Source organism: Limnohabitans sp. Hippo4, assembly GCF_003063605.1.
Lineage (GTDB): Bacteria > Pseudomonadota > Gammaproteobacteria > Burkholderiales > Burkholderiaceae_C > Limnohabitans_A.
In genome coordinates, this window is the sequence record NZ_NESE01000003.1 from 155,831 (window position 1) to 169,447 (window position 13,617).

Here is a 13,617-nt window from a genome sequence, read left to right on the forward strand (position 1 = left end):
ACAAATAAACATGTCTTTCGATTTAGTCTTTTTTGGCGGCACTGGCGACCTGGTTTGGCGCAAATTAATGCCCGCCCTTTTTCAAGCATTTCGCCACGGCACCCTGCCCGAAGGCGGCCGCATCATTGGCGTCGCACGCGATGCCATGAGCGATGAACAGTATCGCACCCTCATTCAGTCACGTTTTGAGCAAGTCGAGGGCGCCAAGCGCCCCAACGACGAAGAATTTGCCCGCTTCAAAGCCATGCTCCATTACGAGCGTGTGGACTTGTCCAATCCAGCCGATTACGCCAAATTGGCCGGCCGTCTGGCCGAGCGTCAAACCGACCATGTGGTGATGTACCTCGCCACAGCCCCCAGCTTGTTCAATACCGTTTGCGAGCAACTGGCCGCAGCCCAACTCAACACGCCCAAAACGCGCATTGTTTTAGAAAAACCCTTGGGCCACGACCTCAAATCCAACCGCGCCATCAACAAAAGCGTGCGCCAGGTCTTTGAAGAGCACCAAATCTTCCGCATCGATCATTACCTGGGCAAACCATCAGTTCAAAACCTGTTTGCCATGCGTTTTGGCAATGCCTTGTTTGAGCCCTTGTGGCGCCGCGAGCACATTGCCAACATTCAAATCACCATTGCCGAAGAACTGGGCGTTGAAAAACGCGGCGCGTTCTATGAAAACACCGGTGCACTGCGCGACATGGTGCAAAACCATGCGCTGCAATTGTTGTGCGCCATTGCCATGGAGCCCCCCATCAATGCGCACGCCGATGCCATTCGCGATGAAAAGCTCAAAGTCTTGCGCGCCCTCAAACCCTGGACGGCTGAAACACTGGGTCAACACGTGGTGCGCGGCCAATACAGCGCAGGCAATGTGCACGGTCAAGCAGTTCCGGGCTACACCGAAGAATCGGGCGTGAACCCCAACAGCAGCACCGAAACTTTTGTGGCACTGCGAACCGAAATTGCCAACTGGCGTTGGGCTGGCGTGCCTTTTTACATTCGCACTGGCAAACGCTTGGCTTCTCGCGAAGCCTACATTGAGATCAATTTCAGACCGACGCCGCATGCCATTTTTCAAGCCCCATCGGGTGGCGTGAACAAGCTCATCATTCACCTGCAACCCAAAGACGGTTTGGAATTGCACTTGTTCGCTGAAGGCCAACACAAACGCATCAAGTCCGGTCACACAACGTCAGGGGCACTCAGCCCTGTGCATTTGGACTTGGACTTTGACAAACGTTTTGGCAGCGAACGCGTGGGTGCCTACGAGCGTTTGTTGCTGGATGTGCTCGATGGGCGATTGAATTTGTTTGTGCGCAGCGACGAGCAAGAAGAAGCTTGGCGCTGGGTTGAACCTATTTTGCAACACTGGGCTGCGGACACCCAAGGCCCCCGTCCTTATGCAGCAGGCACTTGGGGCCCCAGCGCTTCAAGTGCCATGATTGCGCGGGACGGCTTTTGCTGGTCGGAAGAAACTTAAACCATGTTAGACCGAATCAAAGCCTCACTGCCCTCCCTCGCCCCTGCCGAGCAACGCGTTGGCAAATTGGTTTTGCAAGATCCCCGTGCGTTCGCCAATTTACCCGTCACGGAATTGGCCGATCGTGCGCACGTCAGCAAACCCACCGTGGTTCGATTTTGCAGAAGTGTGGGCTACGACGGTCTGTCGGATTTCAAATTGAAGCTGGCGGGTAGCGTCAGCGAAGGCGTACCGTTCATCCACCGCAGCGTGGACGCAGACGACAAAACCAGTGACGTGGCGGTGAAGGTCATCGACAACACGGTGGCGGCATTTTTGAAGTACCGCAACGATGCGTCGTCTTTTGCCCTCGACCAAGCCGCACAAGCCTTGGCCGAAACACATGCCACCGGTAAGCGCATTGAGTTTTATGGAGTCGGTAATTCTGGCATCGTGGCACAAGATGCACAGCACAAATTCTTTCGCTTGGGCATGAACACCATCGCCTACAGCGACGGTCATATGCAAGTGATGAGCGCCTCGATGTTGGGCAAAGGCGATTGCGTGGTGGTGATCTCCAACTCAGGCCGTACGCGCGATTTGATGGACGCCTGCGACATTGCACGCAAGCGCGGCGCCACCACCATTGTGATCACGGCCAGTGGCTCACCCTTGGCCACTGCAGGTCACATTCACCTCACCGCCGATCACCCAGAAAGTTACGACCGCTACAGCCCCATGGTCTCAAGGTTGTTGCACTTGTTGATCATTGACATTTTGGCCACCACCGTGGCGCTGCGCATTGGCGAGTCATTGCAGCCCGCCCTGCGCGAGATGAAACACAATTTGCGCAGTAAGCGCTACACCTGACGCTTTAGGTGTGCTTGTAAAACTTGCCATCTTTCATGATGGCTTGAATGTGATCGCCTTGGCCCAACAAGCAAGACATGTCGTTCAAAGGATTGCCATCGACCAGCAACAAGTCGGCAATGGCCCCAGCTTTCACCACACCCAATTGGCCTGTCATGTTGATCAGGTCTGCGGCATTGAGCGTGGCCTGTTGCAACGCGGCGCCGTTGCCCAAAATATCAGCGCGAATTCGCAATTCTTCCGATTGATGGCGATGTGACTCGCCCAACAAATCGGTGCCCAAAGCCATCTTGACGCCGGCTTTGGCCAAGATCTCCAAAGCCTTTTGACCTTGACTTCGCACGGTTTCAATTTTGGCCACCGACACCGCAGGCAAGCCTAGGCTGGCACCTTCATTGGCCAAAGCCTCGTAAGTAATCAGGGTCGGCACCATGTAGGCTTGCTGGTCGGCCATGAACTGCGCGGTTGACACGTCGATCAAGTTGCCGTGCTCAATGCTGCGCACACCATAGTCCACAGCGCGGTGAATGGCTTTGGGCGTGTAGGCATGGGCCATGACATACGTACCGGCATGCTCGGCCTCGTCCACAATGGCGCGAATTTCAGCTTCGGAATAGCCCAGGTAATGAATGGGGTCGTTGGGTGAAGCCACACCACCAGAGGCCATGATCTTGATCTGGTTGGCACCCTTCATGATTTCTTCGCGCACAGCCAATCGCACGTTGTCCACACCATCCACCACGCGCGCCAATGCGCCCACACGACTGGAGCAACCACAAGGCTCGATCACATCACTGCGCGGACGGCCATCGCCATGGCCACCGGTTTGCGACAATGCGCGCCCCGCGGCAAAGATACGCGGACCTTCCACCATGTCAGTGCGTGTGGCCTCCGCCAAATTCCAATCACCACCGCCCGCATCACGCACGGTGGTAAAGCCGCGCATCAGCATGCCCTTCATGATGGGCAAGGCGCGCAAAGTGGCAAACACATTGGGCTGGTTGGCGGTGATATTGAGGTTCAGGTGCGCCGCAATCACGTGCACGTGGCAATCAATCAAACCAGGCATCAAGGTTTTGCCTTGCGCCTTCACCACTTTGGTGCTGTCGGCAATGAACACATCGGGCTGATGCAGCACCACGGATTTGATCAGCCCGTTTTCGACCCAAACGTCTTGATTGGACTTCAAGGTCAAAGACTCGACATCCAAGACGTTGGCGGATTGAAACAAGATGGCGCTCATAGGACATTCACCCAGACATTTAAAAACCACATTAAAACTCAGAATGCCTGAGTTTGTCGCCCTCGGCATTAACCCTGATGGTCCTTGCGAAATGTCCCTAGCGTCCCCTAGAATGAACTGGTCATTTAACTTAGACAGGATTTAGCATGTACCAACGCTTCCTCAAAACCTCACGCCTGCTGACGCTGGCGATAGGCATGTCGGCAGCCCTGCTTGGCGCTACCAGCGCACAGGCCGTCGAATTCAAATGGGCCGCTCAAAACGACATCTTGACGCTCGACCCCCATTCACAAAATCACGCAACCACTAACAACATCGTGGGTCATACCTACGAAGGTTTGGTGCGCTACGACAAGAACTACAAAGTAGAGCCCTCATTGGCCACCAGCTGGTCCAACATCAACCCCACCACCGTGCGTTTCAATTTGCGCAAGAACGTCAAGTTCAACGACGGTTCTGCCTTCACGGCAGACGATGTGGTGTTCTCCTTTGATCGCATTCGCCAACCTCAAGGCACCATGCAGATTTATGTGGCGGGTGTGAAAGAAATGAAAAAGGTTGACGACCACACAGTGGACGTGATCTTGGACAAACCCAACCCCACACTGTTCAACAACTTCACCACTTTCTACATCATGAGCAAATCATGGTCGGTGAAAAACAAGTCTGAGAAAATTCAAGACTACAAAGCCAAAGAAATTACGTTCGCCTCCACCAACACCAACGGCACTGGCCCCTACATCATCAAAGAGTGGGCGCCCGACCAACGTGTGGTTTTGACGGCCAACAAGTCTTGGTGGGACAAGTTGCAAGGCAACGTGACCGACATCATCTACACCCCCATCAAGTCAGACCCCACACGCATTGCTGCATTGTTGGCGGGTAACGTCGATGCCGTCACCGACCTGCCCACACAAGACGTTGCACGCTTGCGCAACACACCTACCTTGTCTGTGCTCGATGGTCCTGAAGTTCGTACCATCTTCTTCGGCTTTGATTTGGGCAGCGACGAGTTGAAATACGCGCCCAAAGGCAAAAACTTCTTCAAAGATGTTCGCGTTCGCAAAGCCTTGAGCATGGCCATTGACCGGACCGCCATTCAGCGCAGCATCATGCGCGGTATGTCTGTTCCAGCCAGCCTCATCATTGCCCCTGGCGTGAACGGTTACAACGCCGACATGGACAAAACAGGTCCTGCCGACGTAGAAGGTGCTAAGAAATTGTTGGCCGATGCGGGTTACCCCAACGGTCTGGAGTTCACACTTGACTGCCCTAACAACCGCTACGTTAACGACGAAGAAGTTTGCCAAGCTGTGGTCAACATGTGGGCCAAGATTGGTGTGAAAGCCAAGCTGAACGCCATCAACTTTGGTCCTTTCATTTCCAAGATCCAAAACTTCGACACCAGCGCTTACTTGCTGGGTTGGGGCGTGGCCACCTATGACGCACAGTACTCTTTGCAATCATTGGTCATGACCCGTACTTCAGGTCCTGATGGCAGTTTCAACTTCTCCAAAGTGAGCAACACACGCGTTGACGCCTTGATTGAAGCCATGAAAACAGAACTCGACAAGTCCAAGCGCGATGCCATGATCAAGGAAGCCTTGACCATCACGCGCGACGAAGTGTTGTACATCCCCTTGCACCACCAGATGCGCCCATGGGCCATGAAGAAAAACGTCACCATGACGCACAATTCAAATGATGCGCCCAAAATGTATTACGTGACTGTCAACTGACCTTCAGTTTCTTCCATGAAAAAGACGTTCCTCGGAACGTCTTTTTTTATGCCTGCTGAAGTCGCGAAGAAGCGACCGAATGGGCTTCAGTGTCGCCCTTCTTCCACCGCATGGCACGCAATCTTGATACCCTTGATGTTTTTCAAAACAGGGCTCTCCGTTCTGCAGCGCTCATTGGCCAAGGGGCAACGGGGGTTGAAGCTGCAGCCGGGTGGTGGGTTGAGCGGATTGGGCACCTCGCCTTGCACGGGGGTCCGCGCACGGCCAGTGTCTTTCATCTTGGGAATGGCATCGAGCAACATGCGCGTGTAGGGATGTTGCGGGTTGCTGAACAAGCTGTGCTTATCGGCCAATTCCACCAACTGCCCCAAATACATCACGCCCACGTTGTCGCTCACATGGCGCACCACCGCCAAGTTATGCGAGATGAACAAATAGGTCAGGCCCCGTTCGCGCTGCAAATCTTTCATGATGTTGAGCACTTGCGCCTGCACACTCACATCCAACGCAGAGGTGGGTTCATCGCACACCAAAAACTCTGGCGCTGTGGCCAATGCGCGCGCAATCGAAATGCGCTGACGTTGACCGCCAGAGAATTGATGGGGGTACTTCACCATGTCAAGGGCAGACAAACCCACGGATTGCAACAACTCAGCCACACGGGCTTTCAGTTCTTGCTCATCGTGAATCAGACCGTGTTCTTTGAGAGGCTCACCAATGATGTCTTCCACTTTCCAGCGCGGGTTCAAACTGGCATAAGGGTCTTGGAAAATCATCTGAATGCGTTTGCGCATGGCTTTGGCGTTGTCGGATTTGAACGCTGCATGTGCGTCCTCTCCGTCAAAGGTGAGGCCACCGCGGGTTGGCTCATACAAACCCACCAACAAGCGCGCCACCGTGCTTTTGCCACAACCGGACTCACCCACCAAGGCCAGTGTTTTGCCGCGTTCAATTTCAAAGCTCACGCCATCAACCGCCTTCAGCAGTTGACGCGGTTTGCGTTCAATCACCCGACTGAGCCAAGGCGCAGAGACGTCAAAGGTTTTGGCCAAGTCGTGCGCGACCACCAAGGGCTGCTGGTTTGAAGAAGCATTGTGCTGGCTCATCGCACCGCCTCCGCGCTCACTTCGCTTTGCAACCAGCACGCAACATGCGTCTGACCACTGTGGTCGAACTTGTTCACTTGAGTCAACTCAGGCCTTTCTTGTCTGCACCGATCAAAAGCTTGGGGGCAACGAGGGTTGAAGGCACACCCTTGGGGGATGGCATTCAATCGCGGCATGGCGCCATCGATTTGGTTCAAGCGCTCGCGGTCGACTTCCATGTCGGGAATCGATGCCATCAGGCCTGCGGTGTACGGATGCTCTGGGTGATTGATCACCTGATGCACAGGCCCAACTTCCACAATGCGGCCGGCATACATCACCGCCACACGGTCGCAGGTTTCAGCAATGACGCCCATGTCGTGCGTGATCAGCATCACGGCGGCGCCGCGCTGTTTGCAAATGTTTTTAAGCAAGCTGATGATCTGCGCTTGGATGGAAACGTCCAATGCCGTGGTGGGCTCGTCCGCCACAATCAGTTGGGGTTCGGCCGCCAAGGCCAAGGCAATCACCACGCGCTGACGCATGCCGCCCGAAAACTGATGGGGATAGTGGTCAATGCGCTCTGCCGCGGCAGGAATGCCGGTGTCTTGCAACAAAGCGATGGCGCGTTGACGCGCTTCCTGATCAGACACAGGCAAATGCGCCTGAATGGTTTCAGTCAGTTGCTTGCCCACCGAATACAAAGGGTTCAGTGAGGTGAGCGGGTCTTGAAAAATGGCCCCAATTTTGCGACCCCGAATGCTGCGCATTTGGTCGTTGTTCAAATTGTCGATGCGCTGACCTTGGAGCAAGATTTCACCGCCGGCCACACGACCTGGTGGTTCAAGCAAACCAATGATGGACGCACCGGTGAGGGACTTGCCCGCACCCGACTCGCCCACCACACCCAAGATTTCACCAGGGGCAATTTCAAATGAAATTTCGTCCAGCGCACGCAAGGTGCCATGCCGACTTGGAAACTCCACGACCAAATTTTTAACTTGTAGAAGACTCATGACAACCAGTCAAAGAAATGAGGGCTCAACGCAAACGAGGGTTCAAGGCATCGCGCAGCCAATCGCCCAACAAGTTCACAGACAAGGCAATGAGGACCAAGGTCACGCCTGGGAAAATGGTGATCCACCATTCACCGGAAAACAAAAAGTCATTGCCAATGCGAATCAGTGTGCCCAGCGATGGCGAGGTAGGCGGCACACCGACGCCCAAGAATGACAGAGTCGCTTCGGTGATGATGGCAGTGGCCACTTGAATGGTGGCCAGAACCATCACTGGGCCCAGCACGTTAGGCAGTACATGACGGATCATGATGCGAAGGGGTGCAACCCCAGTAACGCGGGCCGCTTGAACATATTCTTTGTTGCGTTCGACCAAGGTGGTGCCTCGAACGGTGCGCGCATATTGCACCCACCCGGTGAGTGAAATTGAAATGATGAGCACGCCAAAGGCCAATGAGTCATCGGCATCTGGAAACAGTGCACGTCCAACACCCGCAATCAGCAAGGCCACCAAGATGGCCGGGAAGGAGAGCATCACATCGCACAAGCGCATGAGGAAGGCATCCAACCAGCCGCCTCGAAAGCCCGCCAACAGGCCCAAGGTGACACCCACCAACAAGGACACAAAGACGGAAGCAAAGCCCACCACCAACGAGATTCGCGTGCCGTACATCAAAGCCGACAAAATGTCGCGGCCTTGGTCATCCGTGCCTAGCAAATACTTGACACTTCCTTCCGCCGACCATGCGGGGGGCAAACGGGCATCCATGAGGTCTAGACTGGCGGCATCGAAGGGGTTGTAAGGCGCAACCCACTTGGCAAACAACGCGCAAAAAATAAAGATGAAGGCAATCAAAGCCGCCGACATGGCTGTTTTGGAATGCTTGAAACTGTAGCCAACATCGCTGTTGAGCCAACGGGAAATGGGATTGGACATGCCGTCTGAATCTTTCTGAATGAGGGTCTTCGTGGCCAAGTGTTAAACGCCAGACAGTGGCAGCGCATGCTCCACCAAGCTGGCATGCAACGCTGCCCCTAAAGGTAAGATGGCATCGTTGAAATCGTAGCGACTGTTGTGCAAAGGGTGAGGGCCAGGGCCATCGATGGCGCCTTGACCCACGCGCAAATACGCACCCGGCTTGGCCTGCAACATGAACGAAAAATCTTCCGCCCCCATGCTGGGTGGCATGTTGCGCCAAACGCGGTCGGCGCCCACCAAGGTGGTGGCCACATCGGCCGCAAAGTTGGCCTCGGGCACCGTGTTGACGGTGGCCGGATAACCGCGCTTGTAGGTGAGTTGCGCCGTGGCACCAAAGCCATGCGCCACCGATTCGCACAAATGGCGCAAGCGGTCCTCAATGGTTTGCTGAACCGCTTCGTTGTAAGTGCGCACGGTGCCCACCAAAGTGGCCTCGCCAGGGATGACGCTGGAGGCCCCCGGGTTGCCTGCTTGCATCGAGCAAATGCTGATGACTGCTTGATCAAACGCAGACAGGTTGCGGGCCACAATGCTTTGCGCCGCGGTGATGATGTGCGCCGCTACCAGCACAGGATCCACCGCTTGATGCGGTCTGGCACCATGACCGCCCTTGCCGGTGATGTGAATGCGAATGGTATCGGCTGCGGCTTGCATGGGGCCTGGTGTGACGCCAATGACGCCTAAGGGTGTGTCGGGCGAGTTATGCTGTGCATACACCTGTTCGCAAGGAAAGCGGTCGAACAAACCATCTTCCATCATGGCGCGTGCACCCGCGTAGCCTTCTTCGCCTGGCTGAAAAATCAGCACGGCGGTGCCGTCAAACTGACGTGTCTCGGCCAAGTAGCGGGCCGCACCCAACAACATCGCCGTGTGGCCATCGTGACCACAGGCATGCATCAGGCCTGAATTTTTGGATTTCCACAAACTGTCGTTGTGCTCGGGTAAGGGCAGCGCATCCATGTCGGCGCGCAAACCAATCATGCGCCCTGGGTTTTGTGCATTGCGACCTTGGCCATGCACCAAGGCCACCACGCCTGTTTTGCCGATGCCTGTGTGAATGGCGTCGACACCAGAAACTTTCAGCGCTTCAACCACACGGCTCGAGGTGTAAATTTCTTCAAAGCCCAACTCGGGGTTGGCATGGAGGTCACGCCGGAACGCTGTGAGCTCGGGGTGGAATTTGGCAATGTGTGCAAAGGCGCGACCTTGGGCCAAGGCATTTTTCAAAGAAGCGCCTTGAAGGGCCGCGTCGGCTGCACTCAGGTCATGTGAGCTGTTGCGCAACATGCTCAGTGCCCTCCCGCCTTACCAACGCGCAACCGGGGGTCCACCAAAAAGTACAGCAAGTCCACAATCAAATTGATGACCACAAAAATCAACGCAATCAAACACAGGTACGCCGCCATGACCGGAATGTCGGCAAAGGTCACCGCTTGAATGAACAACAAGCCCATGCCGGGCCACTGAAACACCGTCTCCGTGATGATGGCAAAGGCAATGAGGCCACCCAATTGCAAACCGGTGATGGTCATCACAGGCACCAGGGTGTTTTTAAGTGCATGACCAAAGTGAATAGCCCGGTTGGACAAGCCACGTGCACGCGCAAACTTGATGTAATCGGTGCGCAACACTTCCAACATTTCAGCGCGCACCAAACGCATGATGAGGGTCAACTGAAACACCGTGAGCGTGAGGGCTGGCAAGATGATGTGGTGCCAACCTTTGGCCGTGAGCAAGCCTGTGCTCCACCAACCAATTTTGACGACATCGCCACGGCCAAAACTTGGGAACCAGCCCAACAAGACCGCGAAAAACAAAATCAACAAAATACCAATGAGGAAAGTGGGCAACGACACGCCCAGCAAAGACAGGGTCATGAGCAGCTGGCTGCCAAAGGTACCGCGGCGCAGGGCGGCATAAACGCCCATGGGAATGCCAATCAACAAGGCCATGCCGGCGGCCAAAACAGCCAACTCTAAGGTGGCTGGAAAGCGATCTGCAATGAGTTGGGACACTTTGGCGCCTTGGCGCAGGCTGATGCCAAATTCGCCCTGTGCGGCATTGAGCAAAAAGTGCCAAAACTGCACCACAAAGGGCTGGTCTAAGCCCAAATCTTTGCGCAGCGCTGTAATTTGGTCAGCGGTGGCGTCTTGGCCCAAAATGAACAACACGGGGTCGCCCACATACTGGAACAGCAAAAATGCGATGAACGCCACCGAAACCATGACCATGACTGCCTGGATCAGGCGTTGAATGACAAATGCAAACATTCAATTCCCTTAATTCGAACCCTGAACTATGCAACAAACAGGCCTGATTTGACCAGAGGGGATTCCCCACTTTGGGGCAGTCATGCAGGGTAGCAGATAAAAAAAGGCCACTGATAATTCAGTGGCCTTTTGGGATGGAAAAGCGCTTGGATTAGAAGTTGTGGCGAACGCCAAACTCGTAACCTGTGCTGGAGCCACCGGCTGTGGTGACGTTGTTGCCGCTGCCCACTGTGAATTGCTTGCCGCCATTCAAGTTGCGAACTGTGGCGTAGTTGGTGAACAAAGCAGTGCGCTTGGACAAGTCGTGAACATAACCCAAGGCCCACTGTGTTGCGTCATTGCCCACGCCTGTGGCTTTGAGCTGGGTGTAGGCAAATCGAACTTGGCCAGAGCTGACGTTGTACTGTGTGCCGTACATGTCAGTTTGGGTCTTGGTTGCGCCAATTTTGTTCACATTGGTCAAGTACATCAACTTGGCTGCGCCCATTTGGTAGTTGATGGCAAAGTTCGTTTGCTCGAAGTCATTGGCCACTTTGGCTGCGGTGGTGTACTTGGTGGTGCCTGAAGCGTAGGCCATGTTCCAAGGACCGTTGCGGTAACCCAAACGAAAGCCCATGTGCTTGCCGTCGTCTGCGTTGTACAGGTCGGAAGCGTTTTCACCCATGGCGTACATCACGTGGCCGGTGAAACCATTGAGGTTGGAAGGCAAAATGTAGCCAATGGAGTTGGAGGCGCGCACGCTGGTACGAGCAGTGGTGCCATTGGCCGCCAATGGGTAAAACAGCTGACCGGCATTGCCCACACCGTTGGTGCCAAACGGGTGCATGGACACTGTCAAGTTGTTGAAGCTGGGCACGTAGTCACGGCCCAAACGAACTTCACCCCATGTGTTGCCAGTCAGACTGACCGTTGAACGACGGCCAAACGTCAAACCTTGCGTGCCTGCAGGAGAAGACACCTGTCCCGATGACTGGTTGTTGGCATTGGCGCCACTGCCCAGACCGTTGTCTGGCGAGTGTGCAGCCTCAAGCCAGAAGCTGGCGCGCATGCCGCCACCCAAGTCTTCATTGCCACGGAAACCAATGCGACTTGAGGTATTGCTGTCTGTCGACAAAGACACCACTTTGGGGCTGCCGGTGGCTGTGGTGCTGAGGTAAGCGACGTCGAGTACGCCAAACAGTTCAACGCTTTGAGCTTGGGCAATGCCAACGGAGGCACACAGTGCGGTCAATACAAAGGGGACTTTTGAGTTCATTGGGATGTTTAAAAAATGAGGTTGATGCAGCGTCAAAAATCAACGCAATTTGCAAGCGCTAGCGTAACCTCAGGAACCCAACCACACGCAATGTGTGTGTATGGCCTACAACGCGGGTTTTCCCTTGGCCCGAATCAACTGCACCGGCCCATACCAAGATTGCGCGTGGCTGCGCGTGTTGTCGCTGTCGGTCATCAAGCCAATGCCAATCAGCGCCCCGGGCGGTTCACCGAATGCTTTTTCATAGTCTTCACGAATATTGCGTTCATAGGTCAACCACTGGTTCAAGCGCTGCGACCCCGACTCGACGACAATTTTTTGAATTCGATCGGTTCGAGGGTTTTGAATGACCGACTCAACCGGCCGATGGTTGCACCACACATACATCAGGGTGGCATACGGCATGGGACGTCCCGACATCACATGAGACAGCTCACTCAGCATGGCGTTTTTGGCAGAAAACTGACTTCGATCACCATCAAAGGCCAACACAAGGCGAACAGGCGAGTCGTCATGATCTCGTTGTGCCATGTCAGCACCGTCTATCAATTTTTTGATTTGCCAAGAAAAACTCAAGACACCCAATTGTTCGGGTTCAATGTGCAAATCTTTCCGCAGCATGCTGGCCGAAGATTGCGCATTGGCCTGCAAGGCACTGCGATTGCTCAAGCGCACCACAGAATATTGCGTCGATACTTTGCCTGGGAGTTTGACGGCGTCCCACTTCAATTGGTCTTCGGGCTGCCAAGCGGTTTGATTGCTGACAGCGACTGATTTTCCTGGAAGAGGCAAGCTGCCACAGCCCTGCAAGGCCCACACCGTGACGCCAAGGCACAGGGCCCAAGCCAAACGAGTACCAAAGGGCAAAGTCATGTTCACAGCGTTTCAGTTGCGTTGAAAGAATTGTGTCACAACATCCTGTGCAACTTGTTGAAGCTGGGTTGCCAGCCCTTCATCAATAAGGCCATCTGCACGGTACACATTGCCCACGGGCGAGCGGCCATACAAAGCGGCAAATGTGGTGCAAGCCGCCAGGTAAGTGCCCAGCAATGATGGGTGTGTCCCATCGCGATTGTGAAACTTCAAATCTGGAAAGCGGCGATACGCCTCCTCAAAAGCCAAGCCCACGGGAATGACCAAGGCACCAATTTCGTTGCCCACATCGACGTACATCGATTCTGTGGCCACGATGTTTTGGGGGTTGAATTGACGGTGTGGCTTGACATAGGCATGCGTCATGTAAAGCGCCACTTGCCCACCTTTGGCACGAATCAAATCCGCATTGAGGGCTGCCGTCTGGCGAAAAATCTCACGTCGACGCGGCGAGAGTGGCTCACCACTGCCGCCTTGCATCACCACCCATTCAAACGGCTGCGACACACCAATGCGACCCGGCTCGATGAGGTGTGCCATGTTGTGGTGATTGAGCGCAGCACCACCAATGGTGGACGACTTGAATTGCAAACGCGCGCCCAATGCAGGTTCAGCGGCTTCGACAAGGTAAGAGACGTGGTTGTGAAGGCTGTTGTTGTAATAGTAGTAACTGTTGCCAACAAACAAGACACGCTCTGGACTGGCGTTGTTGATCGGCTTGATGTTGAGCGTCTTAGCAAAAGATACCGATGCGCCAAGCGAACATCCCAACACCAGCCAAAGCACAAAACATTTCAATGAATTTTTCATTGCTTGAAAAGCCATTCA

The 13,617-nt window shown here is 54.6% G+C and carries 12 protein-coding genes; 3 read left to right on the plus strand and 9 right to left on the minus strand.

The annotated features are described in order from the left end of the window. Positions 1-10 precede the first annotated feature (10 nt). Positions 11-1,480, plus strand: a complete 1,470-nt coding sequence (zwf, locus tag B9Z46_RS09810; RefSeq protein WP_108256091.1) for a glucose-6-phosphate dehydrogenase — start codon at positions 11-13, stop codon at positions 1,478-1,480. Positions 1,481-1,483: 3 nt separating this feature from the next. Continuing rightward, complete coding sequence (locus tag B9Z46_RS09815) at positions 1,484-2,329, plus strand: MurR/RpiR family transcriptional regulator (protein ID WP_055359762.1); 846 nt, start codon at positions 1,484-1,486, stop codon at positions 2,327-2,329. 4 nt (positions 2,330-2,333) lie between these two features. Here B9Z46_RS09815 and B9Z46_RS09820 read toward each other — a convergent pair whose 3' ends face one another. Beyond that, entirely contained in the window at positions 2,334-3,572 is a 1,239-nt protein-coding gene (locus B9Z46_RS09820; protein WP_108256093.1) for an amidohydrolase family protein, read from the minus strand. Between the two features lie 146 nt (positions 3,573-3,718). Here B9Z46_RS09820 and B9Z46_RS09825 point away from each other — a divergent pair, with 146 nt between their 5' ends. Further along, on the plus strand, positions 3,719-5,311 hold the full coding sequence (locus tag B9Z46_RS09825) for an ABC transporter substrate-binding protein (protein ID WP_108256095.1): 1,593 nt from the start codon (positions 3,719-3,721) through the stop codon (positions 5,309-5,311). An 86-nt stretch (positions 5,312-5,397) separates the two neighbouring features. Here the strand turns inward: B9Z46_RS09825 and B9Z46_RS09830 are convergent, their stop codons facing one another. The 8 genes from B9Z46_RS09830 to B9Z46_RS09865 form a co-directional block, all read right to left on the minus strand. Beyond that, on the minus strand, positions 5,398-6,417 hold the full coding sequence (locus B9Z46_RS09830) for an ABC transporter ATP-binding protein (protein WP_108256097.1): 1,020 nt from the start codon (positions 6,415-6,417) through the stop codon (positions 5,398-5,400). After that, a complete protein-coding gene (locus tag B9Z46_RS09835) occupies positions 6,414-7,412 on the minus strand; it encodes an ABC transporter ATP-binding protein (protein WP_055359758.1) in 999 nt (332 codons plus the stop codon). The genes B9Z46_RS09830 and B9Z46_RS09835 overlap by 4 nt, the downstream gene beginning before the upstream one ends. 25 nt (positions 7,413-7,437) lie before the next feature. Then, on the minus strand, positions 7,438-8,349 hold the full coding sequence (locus B9Z46_RS09840; protein WP_055359757.1) for an ABC transporter permease: 912 nt from the start codon (positions 8,347-8,349) through the stop codon (positions 7,438-7,440). Between the two features lie 42 nt (positions 8,350-8,391). After that, complete coding sequence (locus B9Z46_RS09845; protein ID WP_108256099.1) at positions 8,392-9,678, minus strand: M20 aminoacylase family protein; 1,287 nt, start codon at positions 9,676-9,678, stop codon at positions 8,392-8,394. 2 nt (positions 9,679-9,680) lie between these two features. After that, positions 9,681-10,661 (minus strand): ABC transporter permease, encoded by a 981-nt coding sequence (locus B9Z46_RS09850; RefSeq protein ID WP_055359755.1) that lies wholly within the window; start codon positions 10,659-10,661, stop codon positions 9,681-9,683. Between the two features lie 151 nt (positions 10,662-10,812). Then, positions 10,813-11,916 (minus strand): porin, encoded by a 1,104-nt coding sequence (locus B9Z46_RS09855; RefSeq protein ID WP_108256101.1) that lies wholly within the window; start codon positions 11,914-11,916, stop codon positions 10,813-10,815. Between the two features lie 105 nt (positions 11,917-12,021). After that, positions 12,022-12,789, minus strand: coding sequence for a DUF3047 domain-containing protein (locus tag B9Z46_RS09860; RefSeq protein WP_108256103.1), 768 nt, complete (start codon positions 12,787-12,789; stop codon positions 12,022-12,024). Positions 12,790-12,801: 12 nt separating this feature from the next. Beyond that, complete coding sequence (locus tag B9Z46_RS09865) at positions 12,802-13,614, minus strand: DUF4886 domain-containing protein (protein WP_108256105.1); 813 nt, start codon at positions 13,612-13,614, stop codon at positions 12,802-12,804. Positions 13,615-13,617 lie beyond the last annotated feature (3 nt).

What these genes read in the sequence shown, in the direction of transcription:
- B9Z46_RS09845 (WP_108256099.1), bottom strand. Translation starts at nt 9,678, where the DNA reads ATGTTGCGCAACAGCTCACATGACCTGAGTGCAGCCGACGCGGCCCTT.
- zwf (WP_108256091.1), top strand. Translation starts at nt 11, where the DNA reads ATGTCTTTCGATTTAGTCTTTTTTGGCGGCACTGGCGACCTGGTTTGG.
- B9Z46_RS09830 (WP_108256097.1), bottom strand. Translation starts at nt 6,417, where the DNA reads ATGAGCCAGCACAATGCTTCTTCAAACCAGCAGCCCTTGGTGGTCGCG.
- B9Z46_RS09860 (WP_108256103.1), bottom strand. Translation starts at nt 12,789, where the DNA reads ATGACTTTGCCCTTTGGTACTCGTTTGGCTTGGGCCCTGTGCCTTGGC.
- B9Z46_RS09835 (WP_055359758.1), bottom strand. Translation starts at nt 7,412, where the DNA reads ATGAGTCTTCTACAAGTTAAAAATTTGGTCGTGGAGTTTCCAAGTCGG.
- B9Z46_RS09850 (WP_055359755.1), bottom strand. Translation starts at nt 10,661, where the DNA reads ATGTTTGCATTTGTCATTCAACGCCTGATCCAGGCAGTCATGGTCATG.
- B9Z46_RS09840 (WP_055359757.1), bottom strand. Translation starts at nt 8,349, where the DNA reads ATGTCCAATCCCATTTCCCGTTGGCTCAACAGCGATGTTGGCTACAGT.
- B9Z46_RS09865 (WP_108256105.1), bottom strand. Translation starts at nt 13,614, where the DNA reads ATGGCTTTTCAAGCAATGAAAAATTCATTGAAATGTTTTGTGCTTTGG.
- B9Z46_RS09825 (WP_108256095.1), top strand. Translation starts at nt 3,719, where the DNA reads ATGTACCAACGCTTCCTCAAAACCTCACGCCTGCTGACGCTGGCGATA.
- B9Z46_RS09820 (WP_108256093.1), bottom strand. Translation starts at nt 3,572, where the DNA reads ATGAGCGCCATCTTGTTTCAATCCGCCAACGTCTTGGATGTCGAGTCT.
- B9Z46_RS09815 (WP_055359762.1), top strand. Translation starts at nt 1,484, where the DNA reads ATGTTAGACCGAATCAAAGCCTCACTGCCCTCCCTCGCCCCTGCCGAG.
- B9Z46_RS09855 (WP_108256101.1), bottom strand. Translation starts at nt 11,916, where the DNA reads ATGAACTCAAAAGTCCCCTTTGTATTGACCGCACTGTGTGCCTCCGTT.